The 19,232-nt window shown below is 38.0% G+C and carries 20 protein-coding genes; 13 read left to right on the forward strand and 7 right to left on the reverse strand.

Annotated features, from left to right (window positions below; all coding sequences use genetic code 11):
• Positions 1-42 precede the first annotated feature (42 nt).
• Entirely contained in the window at positions 43-990 is a 948-nt protein-coding gene (locus OM074_RS03325) for a metallophosphoesterase (protein WP_301197860.1), read from the reverse strand.
• A gap of 201 nt (positions 991-1,191) precedes the next feature.
• Between OM074_RS03325 and OM074_RS03330 the strand changes: the two genes are divergently transcribed.
• The 4 genes from OM074_RS03330 (at position 1,192) to OM074_RS03345 (ending at position 4,557) form a co-directional block, all read left to right on the forward strand.
• Positions 1,192-2,187 (forward strand): Gfo/Idh/MocA family protein, encoded by a 996-nt coding sequence (locus OM074_RS03330; RefSeq protein ID WP_301197861.1) that lies wholly within the window; start codon positions 1,192-1,194, stop codon positions 2,185-2,187.
• 88 nt (positions 2,188-2,275) lie between these two features.
• Positions 2,276-3,085: a bifunctional hydroxymethylpyrimidine kinase/phosphomethylpyrimidine kinase gene (gene thiD, locus OM074_RS03335; protein ID WP_301197862.1), complete on the forward strand. Its 810-nt coding sequence runs from the start codon at positions 2,276-2,278 to the stop codon at positions 3,083-3,085.
• A 77-nt stretch (positions 3,086-3,162) separates the two neighbouring features.
• Positions 3,163-4,020 (forward strand): alpha/beta hydrolase, encoded by an 858-nt coding sequence (locus OM074_RS03340; protein WP_301197863.1) that lies wholly within the window; start codon positions 3,163-3,165, stop codon positions 4,018-4,020.
• Positions 4,021-4,047: 27 nt separating this feature from the next.
• On the forward strand, positions 4,048-4,557 hold the full coding sequence (locus OM074_RS03345) for an O-acetyl-ADP-ribose deacetylase (protein WP_301197864.1): 510 nt from the start codon (positions 4,048-4,050) through the stop codon (positions 4,555-4,557).
• Between the two features lie 86 nt (positions 4,558-4,643).
• Here the strand turns inward: OM074_RS03345 and hutG are convergent, their stop codons facing one another.
• From hutG to hutH, 4 genes are all read right to left on the reverse strand, one after another.
• Positions 4,644-5,711 carry a formimidoylglutamase gene (hutG, locus tag OM074_RS03350; protein WP_301197865.1) on the reverse strand — a complete coding sequence of 356 codons (1,068 nt, stop codon included), beginning with the start codon at positions 5,709-5,711 and terminating at the stop codon, positions 4,644-4,646.
• Between the two features lie 2 nt (positions 5,712-5,713).
• Positions 5,714-6,937 (reverse strand): imidazolonepropionase, encoded by a 1,224-nt coding sequence (gene hutI, locus OM074_RS03355; RefSeq protein ID WP_301197866.1) that lies wholly within the window; start codon positions 6,935-6,937, stop codon positions 5,714-5,716.
• Positions 6,938-7,038: 101 nt separating this feature from the next.
• Positions 7,039-9,036: a urocanate hydratase gene (hutU, locus tag OM074_RS03360; RefSeq protein ID WP_301197867.1), complete on the reverse strand. Its 1,998-nt coding sequence runs from the start codon at positions 9,034-9,036 to the stop codon at positions 7,039-7,041.
• A gap of 144 nt (positions 9,037-9,180) precedes the next feature.
• Complete coding sequence (gene hutH, locus OM074_RS03365; protein ID WP_301197868.1) at positions 9,181-10,671, reverse strand: histidine ammonia-lyase; 1,491 nt, start codon at positions 10,669-10,671, stop codon at positions 9,181-9,183.
• Positions 10,672-10,839: 168 nt separating this feature from the next.
• On the opposite strand from hutH, the gene OM074_RS03370 reads away from it, so the two are divergent.
• The 8 genes from OM074_RS03370 (at position 10,840) to OM074_RS03405 (ending at position 16,997) form a co-directional block, all read left to right on the forward strand.
• Positions 10,840-11,727, forward strand: coding sequence for a LysR family transcriptional regulator (locus OM074_RS03370; protein ID WP_301197869.1), 888 nt, complete (start codon positions 10,840-10,842; stop codon positions 11,725-11,727).
• Between the two features lie 63 nt (positions 11,728-11,790).
• Positions 11,791-12,129, forward strand: a complete 339-nt coding sequence (locus OM074_RS03375) for a DsrE family protein (RefSeq protein WP_301197870.1) — start codon at positions 11,791-11,793, stop codon at positions 12,127-12,129.
• 74 nt (positions 12,130-12,203) lie between these two features.
• Positions 12,204-12,998, forward strand: coding sequence for a class I SAM-dependent methyltransferase (locus OM074_RS03380; RefSeq protein WP_301197871.1), 795 nt, complete (start codon positions 12,204-12,206; stop codon positions 12,996-12,998).
• Positions 12,999-13,163: 165 nt separating this feature from the next.
• Positions 13,164-13,991 carry an ABC transporter ATP-binding protein gene (locus OM074_RS03385; protein ID WP_301197872.1) on the forward strand — a complete coding sequence of 276 codons (828 nt, stop codon included), beginning with the start codon at positions 13,164-13,166 and terminating at the stop codon, positions 13,989-13,991.
• On the forward strand, positions 13,975-14,763 hold the full coding sequence (locus OM074_RS03390) for a hypothetical protein (protein WP_301197873.1): 789 nt from the start codon (positions 13,975-13,977) through the stop codon (positions 14,761-14,763). The genes OM074_RS03385 and OM074_RS03390 overlap by 17 nt, the downstream gene beginning before the upstream one ends.
• A 2-nt stretch (positions 14,764-14,765) precedes the next feature.
• Complete coding sequence (locus OM074_RS03395; protein ID WP_301197874.1) at positions 14,766-15,137, forward strand: GntR family transcriptional regulator; 372 nt, start codon at positions 14,766-14,768, stop codon at positions 15,135-15,137.
• A complete protein-coding gene (locus OM074_RS03400) occupies positions 15,124-15,807 on the forward strand; it encodes a hypothetical protein (RefSeq protein ID WP_301197875.1) in 684 nt (227 codons plus the stop codon). Before OM074_RS03395 ends, OM074_RS03400 begins: the two co-directional genes overlap by 14 nt.
• Positions 15,808-16,202: 395 nt before the next feature.
• Positions 16,203-16,997, forward strand: coding sequence for an HD domain-containing protein (locus tag OM074_RS03405; protein ID WP_301197876.1), 795 nt, complete (start codon positions 16,203-16,205; stop codon positions 16,995-16,997).
• 15 nt (positions 16,998-17,012) lie between these two features.
• Here OM074_RS03405 and OM074_RS03410 read toward each other — a convergent pair whose 3' ends face one another.
• Both OM074_RS03410 and OM074_RS03415 read right to left on the reverse strand, forming a co-directional pair.
• On the reverse strand, positions 17,013-17,162 hold the full coding sequence (locus OM074_RS03410; protein WP_301197877.1) for a PspC domain-containing protein: 150 nt from the start codon (positions 17,160-17,162) through the stop codon (positions 17,013-17,015).
• Between the two features lie 25 nt (positions 17,163-17,187).
• On the reverse strand, positions 17,188-17,616 hold the full coding sequence (locus OM074_RS03415) for a hypothetical protein (protein WP_301197878.1): 429 nt from the start codon (positions 17,614-17,616) through the stop codon (positions 17,188-17,190).
• A gap of 254 nt (positions 17,617-17,870) precedes the next feature.
• Here OM074_RS03415 and OM074_RS03420 point away from each other — a divergent pair, with 254 nt between their 5' ends.
• Complete coding sequence (locus OM074_RS03420) at positions 17,871-19,151, forward strand: L-cysteine desulfidase family protein (RefSeq protein WP_301197879.1); 1,281 nt, start codon at positions 17,871-17,873, stop codon at positions 19,149-19,151.
• Positions 19,152-19,232: the final 81 nt, after the last annotated feature.

Consider the following 19,232-nt stretch of genomic DNA (forward strand, 5'->3'; position numbering starts at 1 on the left):
GCCAAAAGTTAAGAACTAAAATAAATCAAAATCATATCCCCCTTACTTTTGCCCTACAAACACAAAGTTTGATGGAGAAATGGTTTCTTCGCCATTCCACCTGTAGGCAGCCAACGCACCTCCGTTAGCCACACAGGCATCAATACAACATATATTGTCTTTTGGAGTCATTTGTCCGTTCCCCATGCAATAGTGACCAAAGAAAACCAGAGGTTCGTGGTTATTATATATTTCAAACTTCGAAAGAATCTGTTCAGGGACAGTATAATCAGGCAGTTTAAATTTATTTCCGTAGCTTAACTCTTGAAATGTTTTCCCTTTTGGGCAGTCCCACCATCTGATCCGGAAATTGCTCCTCCGAATATTCTTTGAATCCTTAATGATTAAATCATCCGGCAACCTGATTTCAATTCCTTTGGTAATCCGGTTAATTGCATCACACAATGGATGGTAGGGGTTTGCCATTAATTTTAAGGCACTCTTTCTAAACTTCCCATCTTTTCGGTGTTCTTCAATCAATTGAATAAACTCATCGTTCCAATAGGCATGTACTACCCTGAACAATCCAAAATCCAAACTAACCGGCAAGGTCCTTAGCCACTTCACGTATCCTTTTAACTCTTCAGGATCATCTATAAATTCGCCCCTGACCTTTTCTATTAATTTACGACTGGACTCAGACGGGCGCCGGATTGGTTTCCCCCCTTCTTTGGTAAGGTACATAACCATATTTAATTCATGATTACCTAAAATTGCATGTGCAGAGCCGCACTCTACCATAGAACGGACAATTTCCAGCACCTTCCTGGAATTAGGCCCTCTATCTACAAAATCTCCTACAAACACTGCTTTTCGTTGCTGATGCTTCCACACGCCCAATACCTTAGTATACCCCAGTTTCTTTAGCAATTCTTCCAGCACCCGGGCATACCCATGTATATCACCAATTATATCGTAATGGCAGTTTTCCTGAATTGTTTTTCGTTCCACGTTATTACATTGAGTAACAAAATTCGATATATTTGATTTCAGCAATTCATAAATTATTGATATTATTGATTGCTGAGTGGTCAAAAATATAAATTTTTAAAGTAATAACCTGAATTCGATTAAAATTACAAAGCTCAGTTTTTATTAAAATACTGATATACAAGTAAAATTCTTTTGTCGAAAAATAAAATTACTTACGGGATGAGCAAAATAATAAAATGGGGAATAATTGGATGCGGCGATGTAACCGAGCGTAAAAGCGGCCCCGCATTTAATAAAGTTGAAAATGCCATACTTACTTCTGTAACCAGAAGGGATTTCAACAAGGCAAAAGATTATGCAATGCGTCACCATGTGGAGCACGTATATAAAAATGCCCAGGAGCTTATTGAATCGCCTAACGTGGATGCCATATATGTTGCCACTCCCCCTTCTACCCATGCCGAATACGCCATAATGTGCATGAAGGCAGGCAAACCCGTTTATGTGGAAAAACCGATGGCCACAAACTATTCTGATTGTCTTAAAATGATTAAGGTATCGGAAGAGACAAAGATCCCACTATTTGTTGCTTACTACCGAAGAACGCTCCCTGGTTTTTTAAAAGTGAAAGAACTATTGGACGAAGGCGTAATAGGGAGTCCTTTAACTGTTCAAATTAGGTTAAGCCGCCCGGCTAACGACGATGAAAAAGCCAATTCATGGAGGGTTCAGAAAAGCATTGCCGGCGGGGGCATTTTCCACGACCTGGCTTCACACCAGTTTGATTTTCTTGATTTTATTTTTGGACCAGTTATTAAGGCCAATGGTTTTGCCACCAACAATAATAATTGGTATGAAGTTGAGGATACCATTACAGCTTCATTCCAGTTTAAAAATGGCGTAATTGGAACCGGCCTGTGGTGTTTTAATACGCACAGGGAAGCCACGCAGGATGTTATGGAAATAACCGGCACCAAAGGAAGCATATTATTTAGTGGATTTAACCACCACCCCATAAAGCTTATTACCGACAACGGTTTGATTGAGTTCCCTTATCTTAATCCGGAAAACATACAATACAACTTGATTAAACAAGTTAACGAAGCAATTTTAAAGGGTACAGAATGTGTGAGCACTGGGATTTCGGCTGCCAGAACAAACTGGGTACTGGAGCGGATAATAGAGAATGCTGCAATGCAGAACAGTGAAAAGTGAAAGATGAGAAGAGGCTGCTAAGCACTTTTTGAAAATACAAACACCACACCATTCAATAAAATAACCATTGAATACAAAACACTTAAAGTTGAAAACATACAATAGGGTACTTACCATAGCAGGCAGTGATTCCGGAGGTGGAGCAGGCGTACAGGCTGACATAAAAACTATTTCGGCGTGTGGATGTTACGCCACATCAGTAATTACTGCCATAACTGCACAAAATACAATTGGTGTTACGGAAGTATTTCCTATTCCTGCCCCAACTGTTAAAAACCAAATGACTGCAGTATTAGAGGATATTGGTACCGATATCGTTAAGATTGGAATGCTCCATAATAGTGAAACAATTGTATCGGTGCATCAAATATTAACACAATTTCAAATCAGTAATATTGTACTGGATCCGGTTATGGTTTCCACCTCGGGAAAGACTTTATTAAAGCAGGATGCCATCATAACGTTAAAAGAAACACTGATTCCTGCAGTCAAGGTTATTACACCTAATATTCCCGAAGTTGAGCTATTATTAAACAAAAAAGCAAGCTCTCAGAACGACCTGCCTAAACTTGCTAAAGAATTGGGTGATCAATATCACATATCGGTGTTGCTCAAAGCAGGACATGCAATTGGAGACGAGCTGACCGACATTCTATACAATTTTGATAAGGGCGAATTTACTTACTTAAAATCAAACCGGATAAAAAGCAAGAACACTCACGGAACAGGTTGCACATTATCCTCAGCACTGGCCTCGTTTTTAGCAAAGGGGTTGATTTTAGAAGAGGCTGCTTCTTTGGCAAAAAAGTATATGCAAAAAGCGATTTTAGCTGGTGCAGACTATAAAATTGGGAAAGGTCATGGCCCTGTAAAACATTTTTATGATTTATGGGATTAGATGCAACACCATTAATACAATAACCTGGCATTCAATTGTTGACATTATATTTCTTTATGAACAAAAAATCTTAATTTATGAAAAAGCTTAATTTAATACTATCTGTCTTACTTTTTTCGTCATATTGTTACAGTCAATCAGGCAAAGTTATTGATAACCTGAGCATGACAAGCAAAATACTTAAGGGCGAAAGAAAATATGCCATTTACCTGCCACCTGATTATGAAACTTCGGAAAGAAGCTACCCTGTTTTATATTTGCTTCATGGTGCCGGCGACGACCATACCGGATGGGTGCAATTTGGGGAAGTGTTACACATTGCAGATAAGGCCATAAAAAAAGGCCAATCTACCCCAATGATTATTGTAATGCCTGATGCCAACACCACACAAAGGGGCTACTACAATAGTATTGATGAAAAATGGCGCTACGAAGATTTCTTTTTTGATGAGTTTATGCCTTATGTGGAATCGACTTACCGAATTAAAAAAGAAAAAAGATTCCGTGCCATAGCAGGTTTATCAATGGGTGGTGGAGGAACTTTTATTTACGCATTGCACCGACCCGATCTTTTTTCTTCAGCATGCCCGCTTAGTGCCTATACAGGCCCACTTACCATCGATAACATGAAAAAGCGCTTACCTCAGAATATCAAGGCTTCCAATGAAGTTTTACAATCATATTTTGAAAAGTACGATGCTCTTTCCCTAATAAAAAACATGGAGGAAAAAGCAATCAAGTCGGTTCGTTGGTATATTGATTGTGGTGATGATGACTTTTTATTTGAAGGCAACAGCCTGATTCATATTGAAATGAACAAAAGAAAGCTTCCCCATGAATACCGTGTACGAAATGGAGGTCATACATGGACTTATTGGAGGGATTCTTTACCAGAGGTTTTAAAGTTTGTTTCCGATGCCTTTCACCAACATTAATTTTTTAATTACAAAAATCAATTTTCTATGAAAATCATTCTTGTAAAGGGCGATATAACCAAACAGCAGGTTGATGCCGTTGTTAATGCAGCCAACTCTACTTTACAGGGCGGAGGTGGTGTTGACGGTGCTATCCACCGGGCTGGGGGAAAAGCAATTATAGAAGAATGCCTTGAAATACGAAACCGCCAGGGAGGCTGTCCAACAGGTGAAGCTGTAATTACAACTGCAGGTAATATGCCTGCAGTTTTTGTGATTCATACGGTAGGACCAGTATATGAAGGCGGCCATCATGGTGAACCTGAAAAACTGGCCAACTGTTACCTCAACTCCCTAAAATTAGCTGCTGAAAACAAAATAAAAACCATTGCTTTCCCCAACATCTCAACAGGTGTTTATGGATATCCTAAAAAGGAAGCAGCTCAAATTGCCATCACTACTGTTAAAAACAATCTTTTTAAAGGTATTGAAGAAATAAGGTTTGTTTGTTTTGATGATGAGAACTATACTTTGTATAATGAAATTTTAACCCAATAGAGAAGAAAAAAAGAAACTATCCTGACACATCATTGGGCAGGATAGTTTCATATAAAATCGTTAAAATACAAACCAAACTCTTTCTTCTAGCCTGCAACCCCAACCTGTTTTGAATTCAATTTTGCAAGTACAAAATCAACAATCTTTGCTGCCAGCAAAGCAGTTAAATTATCCCTGTCCAAATCTGGGTTTAACTCTGCAATATCAAATGATATTACTTTTTTTGTTTCAAACAAAAACGACAACATTTTCATCATAAAATATGGGGTAAAGCCCAATGGCGAAGGTGCACTTACTCCCGGAGCATAAGCCGAAGAAAAGCCATCCATATCTATACTAATATATAAATAATGATTTCTTTCAACTACAGGCCTTAGGCGGTCTTTTAAAGCATTTAATTCACTTCCAGACGATTCGCAATCATAATTGATAGCATATTGAGCCTTCATATCTTTTGCCACCTGATATAATTCCCGTGTATTGGACTGCTGCTGGATTCCTATGGCAAAATATTCTACCTCTAAACCACTATCCTTATATTCGTTCAATATCTGGTTAAATGGGGTACCTGAATTACTTCTTCCTTCCACCGGACGCATATCGAAATGAGCATCAAAATTGATGATCCCTATTTTTGTTGGGCCAGAGTTTTTTAAATGTCTGGCAATCCCGTTAAAATGCCCATAAGCCAAATCATGCCCCCCGCCCACAACAATTGGGAACACCTTACTATCAAGCAAATTAGATACAACTTCAGCCAACATTTCCTGACAAGCTTCCATATTCCGGTCAACACTAACTATATCACCCATATCCATCACTTTACCCGAATCAAAGTGGACAGGCAGTTTAGCCAGTCGTTCCCGAAGAAATTCAGGGCCTTTACGAGCCCCTATACGCCCCCTGTTTCTCCGGACTCCCTCATCACACACGTATCCGACAATACCAATTGAGTTATCGTGACTATTTGATTTAAACTCTTCCAGGTTCTGTAATTGTATTAATTGATGCCAATACTGAATCCCTACTTCAGGGTTTGTTGGCCGTCCTTCCCAATACCGCTGTTCGGGAGGAATATATCTTGCGTTAATTTTGTTCATTCCTTTTTTGATATTCAACTCTTTTGGAGCAAGCTCATTATCTTTTATTGACATTACTATCTAATAAACACCCTCTCAATATGGTTTGCGCCATAGGAATAAGCTATGGAAGCATAAGAATTTAATGGCTTTGTAACAATCAAGCTAGCCTTTTTCCCTTTTGTGATACTGCCAACCCTATCTGCCACACCCATAGCATAGGCACCATTTATGGTGGCTGCATTTATAGCCTCTTCCGGATTCATTTTCATTTTAATGCAAGCTATGGCAACAACCAGGCTCATATTACCCGAGGGTGTAGAACCCGGGTTATAGTCAGTAGCCAAGGCCAAAGGCAATCCTGCATCAATGATTCTGCGAGCCGGAGTATAGGGGATGCTCAAAAAGAAGGAGCATGATGGAAGTGCCACCGGCATTGTTCCCGATTTTTTTAAAGTCTGGATATCCTGATCGCTCAATTCTTCAAGATGATCAACTGACAAGGCATTATACTTAACACCAGCCTGAACTCCTCCAATAACATTAAACTGATTGACATGGATTTTCGGAATTAAGCCAAAATTCTTTCCTGCTGCCAGAATTTTTTCAGTATCCTCAACATCGAAATATCCCTTTTCACAAAATACATCCACATACTCAGCCAGGTTTTCCTTTGCAATTTTAGGCATTACCTCATTTATCAACATATCAATATAACCAGCCCCATTGTTTTTAAACTCATCAGGGATGGCATGAGCACCAAGAAATGTTGCTTTGATTTGGACAGGATAATTTTGCTTTAATCGCTTGATAACCCATAGCATTTTCAGTTCCGAGTCTGCACTCAACCCATAGCCTGATTTTATCTCAACAGCCCCTGTCCCCATGGCCATTATCTCTTCTAAACGCACCCTGCTTTGCTCATAAAGTTCTTCCTCCGAAATTTCGCGAAGCCTTTTTGCAGAATTCAAAATACCACCACCCCGTTCAGCTATTTCTTCGTAGGACAGGCCATTGATCCTATCCACAAACTCCTTTTCACGATTTCCGGCATAAACAATATGGGTATGCGAATCACACCAGGTTGGCATCACCAACCTCCCAGTACATTCAACCTCCTCATCCACCTGTATGGCAGGACAACCAGTCATTTCTCCAAAATCGGTAATAATACCATCTTCAACCAATAACCAGGCATTATCAATGCAGGGCAATTCCTTCATCTGTACCCCTGCAACATATTGAGTTGATTCCGGCCGTACCTGAACCAATTGCTTTATATTTTTGAATAGTGTTTTCATTCCTTTTAATCCTACGTAATATCAAAAGTTATATTTATCAAGATTTGTAACAAAAAATAACGAAATCTTGATGCTTGATACCTACCTCTTAGTACTAATTTCTAAAATAAATCCTTCAGCAAAACATCATCCACTAATGTAGGCAAGGTAACCTTTAATTCCGGACTTCTTTTCATCTCTCTTTCTATGGCAAATCGGGCTTCTTTGTTTCGAGCCCAACTGCGACGGGCAATACCGTTGTTTACATCATAAAACAACATTTTTTCCAGGCGTTTTTCAGCCTCTGAAGAACCATCCAACAACATTCCAAAACCACCATTAATTACTTCGCCCCAACCAACACCACCTCCGTTATGGATAGATACCCAGGTGGCACCACGAAAACTGTCGCCAATTACGTTTTGAATGGCCATATCTGCAGTATACCTACTGCCATCATAAATATTTGAAGTTTCACGATAAGGGGAATCTGTTCCACTCACATCATGATGGTCGCGACCCAAAACCACAGGACCTATATTACCAAGAGCCACCTCATTATTAAAAGCCCTGGCTATTTTTGCACGCCCTTCTGCATCAGCATACAATATGCGTGCCTGCGATCCCACAACCAGCCTATTCTTTTTTGCATCACGAATCCATGTAATATTATCATGCATCTGCATCTGAATTTCTTCCGGCGAGTTATCCATAATCTCCTGCAACACCTTCATGGCTATTTCATCAGTTCGGTCCAAATCTGCAGGGTTCCCTGAAGTGCAAACCCAACGAAATGGTCCAAAACCATAGTCAAAACACATGGGGCCCAATATATCCTGAACATAAGATGGATACTTAAAATCTTTGCCATTAACAGCCATCACATCTGCACCCGCACGCGACGCCTCTAACAAAAAGGCATTTCCATAATCAAAAAAGTATGTTCCCTTAGCGGTATGTTTATTAATAGCCGCCGCATGGCGACGCAACGAAACCTGTACTTTTTCTTTGAACACATCTGGTTCTTCACGGATAAGCCGGTTTGCTTCCTCATAAGATACACCTACCGGATAATAACCTCCCGTCCATGGAATATGCAACGAGGTTTGATCTGACCCCACATGAACAAAAACGCCTTCCTTATCAAACTGTTCCCACACATCTACCACATTTCCAATAAATGCTATTGATACGATTTCATTTTTTTCTTGAGCAGCCTTTACTCTTGACAGCAGTGCTTCCATTGAATCGATCAATTCATCAACCCATCCTTGAGAATGACGTTTTTTTGCTGCGGCAGGATTCACCTCTGCGCAAACAGTAATGCATCCCGCTATATTGCCTGCCTTAGGCTGTGCTCCACTCATACCTCCTAACCCGGCTGTTAAAAACACCTTTCCTTTAGGCTCTTCTCCTTTAGAAAGGATTTTTCGAAAGGCATTCATTACAGTAATAGTTGTGCCATGAACAATACCCTGAGGACCAATATACATATACGAACCTGCTGTCATTTGCCCGTATTGCGAAACCCCCAATGCATTAAAACGCTCCCAATCATCTGGTTTTGAATAATTGGGGATCACCATTCCATTGGTAACCACGACCCTTGGAGCATCCTTTGATGAGGGGAACAAGCCCATCGGGTGACCCGAATACATATGTAATGTCTGTTCATTTGTCATGGTTGATAAATACTGCATGGTCAGCAAGTACTGAGCCCAGTTTTGAAACACGGCGCCGTTGCCGCCATAGGTAATTAACTCTTCTGGGTGCTGGGCAACTGCAGGATCCAGGTTATTCTGAATCATCAACATAATAGCCGCAGCCTGCTGGCATTGGGCAGGATATTCTGAAATTGGGCGGGCATACATTTTATAATCCGGAATAAAACGATACATATATATGCGTCCAAATTCCTTCAACTCTTGCGCAAACTCTTTTGCCAGTTCCTTATGCCACTCTTTGGGGAAATACCGCAAGGCATTTTTTATAGCAAGTTGTTTTTCTTCTATGCTAAGAATATCTTTACGCTTGGGCGCATGGTTTGCTTCAATGTTATATGCTTTTTTTGCAGGCAGTTCATTAGGAATCCCTTGCAATATTTGTTCTTTAAAGGTCATTTTTAAGTTTTTTAGTCATTTACAATTGGTTAAAGGTAAAGTCACCAGACACTTTTTTATATTAATTAAAATCCGGTATACTCCAAAGGTATCTACTATAGGTCATCAGCTATAGGCTATTTACCATAAGCTACTAACCAACAGCTACCTTACAATAAAAGCCCTATACTCAACCAAGCTTACCATAGCTGCAATATCATCCTTAATCAACCTGTCATTTTCGAGCTTAGCTACTTTATTGCGGATAATGGCAAAATTTTGCTCTATCACGGGAGAAAACTTATTCGGTCTCCTGAACTCCATGGCCTGAGCTGCATACATCAATTCTATGGCAAAAATCTTTTCAAGGTTTGTTAAAATCCTGTTAAATTTTCGTCCGGAGATGCTACCCATTGAAACATGGTCTTCCTGCCCCAGGGAAGTTGGAACACTATCAGCTGAAGGCGGGAAACAAAGCGATTTGTTCTCAGTAACCAATGCCGCTGTAGTATATTGTGGAATCATAAAACCGGAATTTAAGCCACCATGTTCTGTCAGCAAACGAGGCAAACCATATTTACCCTCCAACATCAAATAGCAACGCCGGTCTGAAATGTTACCTAGTTCTGAAGCTGCCAACGCCACATAATCAATGGCCATTGCCAACGGCTGTCCATGAAAATTACCTCCTGAAATTGCCAGCTCATCCGTTAAAACAATGGGATTATCCGTAACCGAGTTCATCTCAACTTCAGCCAATTCGTTTAAATGGTACCATGCATTACGGCTAGCTCCATGAACCTGTGGCATACATCTGATAGAATAAGGATCCTGTACCCTTTGGCAATGTTCGTGAACCTGTACATTTTCAGAATCTTTTAACAAATACCTTATTCGCTCTGCCACCCTTAAATTCCCTTTAAAAGGCCGGATGGTATGAATCTCTTCCCTAAACGGCGAGGCGCTGCCCATAAAACCCTCCAGGCTCATGGTTCCGGCCACATCTGCCAAATCAAGCAAATACTCCATCCTGTAAAGTCCCATTATGGTGTGTGCCAAAATAAACTGAGTCCCGTTAATCAGGCCCAAACCCTCTTTTGCTGCCAGCTTAATTGGTTGCAAACCATGTTTATTGTAAAACGCCTTGGCAGAAACCACCTCATCTCCTACCCAAAGCTCACCTTCGCCCAACAATGGCAAAAACAAATGCGACAAAGGAGCCAGATCTCCTGATGCACCCACCGATCCCTGTTCTGGCACCACCGGCAAAACATCTTTCTCGATAAAATAAAGGATACGCTCTATAACCTCCAGTCTAACCCCCGAAAACCCCTGGCTTAAAGCATGAACTTTACATATCATCATTAATTTGGACAGCTCTTTATCTATAGGGTTTCCTACCCCTACGGCATGAGTTATCAGCAGGTTTTCCTGCAACAAACTAGTTTCTTCAGGAGTAATCTGTGTATCGCAAAGTGGCCCAAAACCAGTGTTTATACCATATACAGGTTCTTTGCCCTGTGCCATCGCTTCTACTTTTCGGCGACAATCCTGAACCTTGGCTATTGCGTCAGGCGACAATCCGGCTTTTAACCTCCCTTTGGCTATTGCCATTGCCTTATCTACAGTTAAGTGGTCGATTCCGTATTTGAACATATCTACATTATTTTTTTTACCATAGTGATGATTTTAAATACTTAAAAATAAAAAGTACCATATTTCAAATCACCTAACATCTATTATCTTTAATATTGCTTTCTTTTCTACAAATTTACCACTAGTTTTGATACAGAATGAGACTATTTATAATCACAATTGATACCCATGAGTAATCAAATAGAATTCAGGCATTACAAATATTTTCTGGCAGTAGCCGAGGATCTGCACTTCAGAAAGGCTGCAGAACGCCTTTTTATATCACAACCTGGATTAAGCAGGCAGATAAAACAGATGGAAGAAGAGCTTGGTGTAAAACTTTTCAAGCGTCACAACCGCAAGGTTGAACTTACCGAGGCAGGGAATTATCTTCAAAAAGAATTAAAAAGTAATTTTAAAAGACTGGACGACTTACTTCAACACGCAAAGCTATTACAACAAGGCATTAACGGACATCTAAACCTGGGTTTTGTGGGATCGGCCATGCAAAAAGTAATTCCCGAACTGTTACTTAAGTTTAAAGCTTCGCATCCGAACGTTACCTTCAGTTTAAACGAAATGGATAACAACAAACAAACCCATGCATTACTAAACCAGGATATTGATGTGGGCTTTGTCAGAACAGAGCGAGTTCCAAAAGGATTAGAAATAAAGGCCATGCATGAAGACACCTTTTCATTGGTACTCCCTAAAAATCATCCTATTAATGAAAAAAACTTTACAAATCTGTACCAGTTAAAAGAAGAACCTTTTATTTTATTTGATAGCTCGTATAGTGAATCTTATTACGAAAAAGTGATGCAAATATTTGATGATGCCAGCTTTTCGCCTGTTGTTTCTCACTCTACAGTAAACGCAAATTCAATATTCAGATTAGTGGAGAACAACTTTGGAGTTTCAATAGTTCCAACTATCCTTCAATACGGATTCAACCTAAACATTAAGTTTATTGAACTAAAAAAAATAAGTCAGCGAACAACACTAAGAATGGTGTGGAATAATGAAAGTTCAAATCCCATTTTAAAAAGCTTTATTGATGTGGCAAACAATGTTTAATAAGAGACAACCTGCCATACAATTACTAATAATCATTATTTTCGCATTAAAAAAACAACTAATATGAACAATACATTAATACAAATAACCCAGGACAGTATGGGAAATGGCGACCAGGAATTGGGTCAATTACTAATTGCCAACTACTTAAAACTAATTAACGAAGAAAGTAAATTACCCCGCTTTATAGCCCTATACAACTCTGGCGTAAAATTAATTTGCAAAGGTTCTCCGGTAATTGAACAATTCAAAGTTCTGGAACTGGCAGGTGTGAAACTAATAGCCTGTAAAACATGCCTAAACCATTTCAACATTTTAGAAACCGTTGAAGTGGGAATACCGGGAACTATGATTGATATTATCGAGCTCCAGAAAAAAGCAGAAAAGGTGATCAACCTATAATTACTTCAATAACAATATCACCACTTAACACCTTTGTTATTATTGCAAGGCAATCCTTTTAATATTCTACATCCATGAACTATCTTGAAATCAACCAAAATCTTTGGAATAAAAAAACCGACATCCACTATAAATCTGACTTCTATGATGTGCCTGCATTTATAAATGGGAAAAGCTCCTTAAACCCCATTGAACTTGAGTTATTGGGAGATTTAAGAGGTAAATCAGTCCTCCATCTTCAATGCCATTTTGGGATGGATACAATCTCATTATCCCGCTTAGGAGCTAAAGCAACAGGTATCGACCTATCTGATAAAGCCATTGAAAAAGCACGAGAATTAGCAAATCAAGCAGGAACTGACACCCAATTTATCCAAAGCGATGTGTATTCACTAAAGGAAGCACTGACGCAGAAATATGATATTGTTTACACTTCTTATGGTGTTATAGGCTGGCTTCCCGACATGAACAAATGGGCTGAGATTATTAACCATTTTCTTAAACCTGGAGGTAAATTTATCATGGTCGAATTTCACCCCGTTGTTTGGATGTTTAGCTACGACTTTAAAAAGATAGAATACAACTACTTTGGAGGCTCTCCCATTATTGAGGAATTAGAAGGAACCTATACTGATTCAAGTAAAAAATCTGACATTAAAGAACAGTCTGTATCATGGAATCACAGTCTGGCAGAAGTTATAACCGCCCTTTTAAAAAAAGGTTTATCTGTTGATCACTTTAACGAATACGATTATTCTCCATATAATTGTTTTGACAATACCATTGAAAATACAAAAGGTAAATACCAGATTAATGGGATTGGCAATAAAATACCCATGTTATATTCTATTGTTTGCTCCAGGTCGTAAACACGCCTGCCCCCAACCGGAACGAGCCAAAACCAAACAGATAAATAGCTAGAACGAGTTGATAGATTGACAAAGAATTTTTTCGAATAAATTTGGATTACAAAACATTTCTTCTACCTTTGTAGTGTTCTAGTTTTCTAGTACACTAATATTAAAACATAACTTATGATCCAAATTAACAAGCTTAACTTTTCTTACAACAAGAAAAAAGAACTCTACAAAGATCTGTGCTTCAAAGCACAAGAGGGCAACATCATTGGCCTTCTAGGTAAAAACGGAGCAGGCAAATCAACCCTACTCAAGCTTATGGCTGGGTTATTAAAACCAAAATCCGGTGAGATTTCTGTTTTTGGGCACACTCCATTTAGCAGAAATCCAGATTTCCTTGCTGATGTATTCTTTGTTCATGAAGAATTACACATTCCTCCTGTTACCATAAGGTGTTACACATCTGCACTTAGCAGCCTCTATCCTAAATTCAACACCGATAAATTATACCAACTTATTGAAAGTTTTGAACTGGATAAAAATGCGAACCTAAGTAAACTTTCATATGGACAGAAAAAGAAGTTCATAATAGCTTTTGCATTATCAACTAATTGCAAGCTATTATTGCTCGATGAACCCACAAATGGGTTAGATATACCATCAAAGGCACAATTCAGAAAGGTTTTGGCCGGTGCAATAACTGAGGAACAAAATGTAATTATTTCAACCCACCAGGTAAGGGATATTGAAAACTTGATTGACAGGGTGGTTGTAATTGATAACGGCAAAGAAATTTTCAATCAAAACACATTTGAAATATCAAAGAACTTTAGCTTTATGTCCTCACCAGCAATTGACGACGATGTATTTTATTATGAAATTGCCCCAGGTGGTTACAATGTTTTAAAACCTAAAAACGGAGTTGAGACAGCTATTGATCTGGAACTTTTATTTAACGCATTAATTAACGGAACTAAACTTGAAACAAATGCAACAGTACTTTAATATTTCCCGGTTTTTAAAATATGCCAAATATAACTTTGTAATGAATCAAAAGACCTATTTACTATCTATATCAGGACTTTCTGCAGGTTTATTTTTGGTAACTTTAGTAATGTCCTATAATAAATCATTGGCATACAACAACAGCAACTGGCCCCCATTTTTCTTCATATGCATGGCCATTGTTTTATTACCTGTTATTGGCCATTCATTTCCCTTCCTCAGAAAAAAAGAGCTCAGCCTGAAACACTATATGTTGCCGGCTTCTGTTTTCGAAAAATTTACCTTTGAGTTTATCCTTAAACTCATATTCATACCAACTCTATTTGTATTAATTTTTCCTTTGGTCAGCAATTTAGCCGTATCCGCAGCTGATTTTATCTACCATGTTAATCCGGACAACACCCCAAGGGATTTCATCAGCTTTTCATACGATGCAGTATATACTGTTATAGATAAAAACAATGGTTTTAACAAAGTAGTGGCACTCCTTATTACCACAAGCGCATTCCTGGCATTTACAGGCTCTTCGGTATTTAAAAAATATCCACTAATAAAAACTGTATTGTTCTTAGGCTGCTTAATTTTAAGCGTAATAGGATATTTTTACATCTTAATGCAAAAACTTAGACTTGAAAACGGCATTGCATACACCTTTAAAAGTCTATTTTCTTCCGATACAGAAGCTCTGAATGCCTTATATATTTTTTTAATATTCTCTGCCTTGTGCTCAATAAGCTATGCCTACTTTAAACTTAAAGAAAGGGAAGTGTGACGATGGAATTTAAAAGTTCGAAAGGGATTTTTCAGCAAATAGCTGATAATATATGCGATAAGATATTATCCGGTAAACTTGCTGTAGGCGACAAGATCCCATCCGTTAGGGAACACGCAGCAGAACTGGGTGTAAACCACAATACTATTATGCGCACATACAGCGAACTGCAACGCGACAATATTATCAGCAACAAAAGAGGCGTTGGGTATTTTGTATCAGAAAACGCCCCTGAAAAAATAATTCAGGTACGAAAGCATGAGTTTTTCGAACTAACACTTCCTGAAATAATTAAACAAATAGATTTATTAAAAATCAAAGCTTCTGATATGCAGGAGTTAATAACTAAACTAAATGAAAATGAAAACAAGTAAAATTATATTTTCCTCCTACTTCTCTTTATTTGGCATAGTACTAATCAGTTTAATGATATGTGGCTTTGCGTTCAATAGCAAACAACTGGCAGGTAGGTTTTCTAAAAACAATATAGAAGAAGAAAAGATAAACCTAAACAGTTTTAAACATATAAAATTGGAATCAGAATGTAATGTGACGATAATAAAAGATTCATTCAATTTTATTTCTTATAGCTTTTTTAAGGATTCTATAAAAATGAATCCTGAATTCAACTTTTCTGCAGATACTTTGATATTAAAATCGACTAAAAGCAATTTGCACAACAACATAAACCTGCATGTTGCTCAAGACATCTCTATAAATGGAAACAGTTGTTCAATCGAACTTAGACAATTTGCTCAAAACAAACTAAATGCAGACCTGAAAAATTCAAGATTAACCCTAAGCAAAAACTCTTCCATTGAAAATTTCATGCTTACATTAGAAAACTCTTCGCGCTTTACCTATTGGGATGGCAAAATCAAAAACCTATATTTAAATATGGACAACTCCAGGTTTGATAATGGATATAGGTTAAATTTAGACAAGTTAAATGCCAAAATTTACAACAACTCCAATGCCTATTTACCTCCTGCACTGATATGTGATATAAAAAGAGACAAAAGCAGCAAGGTTAAAATAAACTAAGCCAACATAAAAAAAGAGTTTCCATTTCCAGAAACTCTTTTTTTATTAACCCTAAACTCTAATCTATGAAAAAAAATCTTATGCTTTATGCTTTGTTAAACGATATGGGATTAAAAATGTTTACAATAAAACCTTAAATAATGTTATTTGTTGGAAACATAAAGTTGGAGCGTTATTAAACGCTCCAAACAAAACTTAAACCCTAACCTAATTTATGAAAAAACACTTTGCTTTCCACTCTGAACTAATATCAAAACCCGTGCCGATAATGACACAATCTCTTCTATTGCGCCATACTTTAACATTTATTAATAATACATATTTATTGAACAGGTAAGGTATAGTATATTCTTACGCAATAATCCTTATTTTTGCGATCTTAAAATATAACCTCAATGGAAGACAGGATTAAACTGGCACGCAAGAATTTTGATTCGTACTACTATTCTTTTTCAAATCTCTCTGAAAATCATAAAAGAAACTTCAGGATAAAATACGACCACTCCATCCGGGTTTCTGAGATATGTGGCACAATTGCAGATAATCTTAAACTAAACACATCTGACAAAACTTTGGCCATTACCATTGGGTTATTTCACGACATTGGCCGTTTTAAACAGCTGATTGATTATAACACTTTTAATGATGCAACTTCCATTGACCATGCTGCTTGTTCTGTTAAGGTGTTACAAGAGAATAACATGCTCCTGGATTTTAAAGATGCTGATACGATATATGCTGCCATCCAACATCATAACAAACTAAAAATACCTGATCACTTAGCAGGCCGGGAACTTTTTTTTGCACAACTCATCCGGGATGCTGACAAGCTGGATATTTTAAAGGTTATTACCGATTATTATACTGCTCCTATGAAAAAAGCCAACCATACACTTACCTGGGAAATGCCGGCTGGCCAAACTGTTTCGCATATGATTACTGAACAAATCCTGGCAGGGGAACAGATTTCAAGGGCAAACATAAAAAACCAACTGGATATTAAAGTCATGCAGTTATCCTGGGTATTTGATTTAAATTTTAAACCCTCACTGGAAATACTTAAAGAGAAGGGATATATCAATATAATTGCAAATTGTTTACCCCAAAATAAAACTACGGATAAAATAACTGAGAAAGTATTTAGTTTTTTAAATCAAACCATAAAAGCAACCGTTAATCCCGCAGACTAATAATTCTGTCACACTCTATTTGGATAGCATTTTCACAATCCATAATATGATGTATAAACCCAAACCTGTTCCAAAAAACAGCACAGAAACTACAAATGCTATCCTGATCAATTTTACATCCCAACCTAGTTTTTCACTAAGCCATTCTGATACGCCTAAAATCATAATAATTTGTTTTAAGGTTAAAAAACTATAAACACTTTAATGTTTTGCGATTATAAATATAACCTATTAAAAGGACACATAAACCAAGTAGAGCCAAAAATGTAGGAGGCTTTGCGGTTGAATGGGTTCTGAGTATTAAAGTGGCATAAATAGAAGTTAAATCTATTGTTACACCAGTTGCAAATATTATCCCGGGAATCCAGCTTATTTTTGTTAACGAAAATTTAACCTGAAGCAGCGCAATAACTATTGCCACTGCAAGAAACCCACCTCCAACAGCCCGCATTAAAGCCAATATTAAAATCTGCACACTACTATCCAAATCATTCCAGGTTGCATGTAAAGCCTCTCCATGGTATGACATAAAAGTATTATTAAAAAGATATAAACAGCCAAATATAAAAAGGATAACAGACGCAAGATAGTTGGATATATTTCCTATTTTCTCATTCATAGTTTTTTACATAAGTTATGTCGGTAATTCATCTTAGAGCATTCGAAACTATAAAAAAAAATATACATACAGCAATATAGTAGTTAAAATTTATCCATCAGCTACACACTTCAATGCAGACTTTAATCATTGATTACCATCACTTGCTCATATATTTTTGCATACCAGGTCACCCATATTAAAAAAAAAGTTGTCTTAGTAATATACCAGGACCACAAATGGCACTGTGTATTTTCAAATTAAAATATAAACAAATGGATAAATCTGATAAATTATATTCTGCCTACCTGGACATTCTGCATGAAGAACTTATGCCAGCCATGGGGTGCACCGAACCCATTGCCATTGCTTATGCAGCAGCCATGGCGCGAAAAGTACTTGAAGATATGCCCGATCGGGTTGAAGTGTATGCTAGCGACAACATTATTAAAAACGTAAAGAGTGTTGTTGTTCCCAACACAGGTAACTTAAGGGGAATTAAGGCTGCTACAGCTGCAGGTATTGTTGCCGGAAATGCAGATAAAGTTCTTGAAGTAATCTCGGAAGTAAGCAGGGAAAAACAAAAAGAAATCGCTCTCTTTCTTGACTCCACCGACATTAGCCTGCACAACTCCCCGAATGATATTATCTTTGACATCATTGTTAAGGTTTATGCAGGCAGTTCATGTGCCTCGGTACAAATTTCCCATTACCATACAAATATTGTTCACATAGGGAAAGATGACAAGGAGGTATTTCATACCCAGCCATGCGATGACATAAACCAAACAACTGTTACCGACAGGTCAATAATGACGGTTGAAGGCATTATCGACTTTGCAGAATCTGTTGATATTGATAAGGTAAAAGATGCCTTGCAGAAGCAGGTAAAATATAACTCAGCTATAGCTGAAGAAGGAATTAAAAACAAATGGGGCGCAAATGTTGGTTCTGTATTATTAAATACTTGGGGAAATGACATTAAAACAAGGGCGAAAGCCTTTGCTGCTGCCGGATCGGACGCCAGAATGAGCGGATGTGAACTGCCTGTTGTAATTGTTTCCGGAAGTGGAAACCAGGGATTGGCAGCCTCTGTGCCTGTTATTGAATATGCCAAAGAACTCCAGGTTGATCAGGATACTTTATATAGGGCCTTATTGATTTCAAACCTGGTTACCATCCATCAAAAAACCGGAATCGGAAGGCTTTCTGCCTATTGTGGAGCCATATCTGCCGGCATCGGAGCTGGTGCAGGAATCACTTGGCTTTTGGGTGGTAAATATGAAGAAGTTGCCCATACTATTGTGAATGCCCTGGCAATTGTATCCGGAATTATTTGTGATGGAGCCAAACCCTCTTGTGCCGGAAAAATTGCCTCTGCTGTTGAAGCAGGTATACTCGGTTATCATATGTATAAAAACGGACAACAATTTTATGCAGGAGAAGGCATTGTAACAAAAGGCGTTGAAAATACAATTAAAAACATCGGCCGACTAGGTAGAGACGGTATGGCCCAAACGGATAAAGAAATTATAAAAATCATGCTTGGTGAGTAAGGTTTACAACCTTCTTAGTTGCTGACAATAATACAAAACACCGGGAACACTTATTCTCCCGGTGTTTTTTTGATGTTTTTG

It is taken from the genome of Plebeiibacterium marinum (genome assembly GCF_026013615.1).
In the GTDB taxonomy this organism is placed as follows: domain Bacteria; phylum Bacteroidota; class Bacteroidia; order Bacteroidales; family Marinilabiliaceae; genus Saccharicrinis; species Saccharicrinis marinus_A.

Excerpts from the sequence above, each read along its gene's own strand:
- hutI (WP_301197866.1), bottom strand. The coding sequence starts at position 6,937 with ATGAAAACACTATTCAAAAATATAAAGCAATTGGTTCAGGTACGGCCG.
- OM074_RS03420 (WP_301197879.1), top strand. The coding sequence starts at position 17,871 with ATGGATAAATCTGATAAATTATATTCTGCCTACCTGGACATTCTGCAT.
- hutG (WP_301197865.1), bottom strand. The coding sequence starts at position 5,711 with ATGTCAATAAAAGATAATGAGCTTGCTCCAAAAGAGTTGAATATCAAA.
- hutU (WP_301197867.1), bottom strand. The coding sequence starts at position 9,036 with ATGACCTTTAAAGAACAAATATTGCAAGGGATTCCTAATGAACTGCCT.
- OM074_RS03400 (WP_301197875.1), top strand. The coding sequence starts at position 15,124 with ATGAAAACAAGTAAAATTATATTTTCCTCCTACTTCTCTTTATTTGGC.
- OM074_RS03330 (WP_301197861.1), top strand. The coding sequence starts at position 1,192 with ATGAGCAAAATAATAAAATGGGGAATAATTGGATGCGGCGATGTAACC.
- OM074_RS03405 (WP_301197876.1), top strand. The coding sequence starts at position 16,203 with ATGGAAGACAGGATTAAACTGGCACGCAAGAATTTTGATTCGTACTAC.
- OM074_RS03410 (WP_301197877.1), bottom strand. The coding sequence starts at position 17,162 with ATGATTTTAGGCGTATCAGAATGGCTTAGTGAAAAACTAGGTTGGGAT.
- OM074_RS03415 (WP_301197878.1), bottom strand. The coding sequence starts at position 17,616 with ATGAATGAGAAAATAGGAAATATATCCAACTATCTTGCGTCTGTTATC.
- OM074_RS03380 (WP_301197871.1), top strand. The coding sequence starts at position 12,204 with ATGAACTATCTTGAAATCAACCAAAATCTTTGGAATAAAAAAACCGAC.
- OM074_RS03385 (WP_301197872.1), top strand. The coding sequence starts at position 13,164 with ATGATCCAAATTAACAAGCTTAACTTTTCTTACAACAAGAAAAAAGAA.
- OM074_RS03370 (WP_301197869.1), top strand. The coding sequence starts at position 10,840 with ATGAGTAATCAAATAGAATTCAGGCATTACAAATATTTTCTGGCAGTA.
- OM074_RS03395 (WP_301197874.1), top strand. The coding sequence starts at position 14,766 with ATGGAATTTAAAAGTTCGAAAGGGATTTTTCAGCAAATAGCTGATAAT.
- hutH (WP_301197868.1), bottom strand. The coding sequence starts at position 10,671 with ATGTTCAAATACGGAATCGACCACTTAACTGTAGATAAGGCAATGGCA.
- OM074_RS03390 (WP_301197873.1), top strand. The coding sequence starts at position 13,975 with ATGCAACAGTACTTTAATATTTCCCGGTTTTTAAAATATGCCAAATAT.
- OM074_RS03345 (WP_301197864.1), top strand. The coding sequence starts at position 4,048 with ATGAAAATCATTCTTGTAAAGGGCGATATAACCAAACAGCAGGTTGAT.
- OM074_RS03375 (WP_301197870.1), top strand. The coding sequence starts at position 11,791 with ATGAACAATACATTAATACAAATAACCCAGGACAGTATGGGAAATGGC.
- OM074_RS03340 (WP_301197863.1), top strand. The coding sequence starts at position 3,163 with ATGAAAAAGCTTAATTTAATACTATCTGTCTTACTTTTTTCGTCATAT.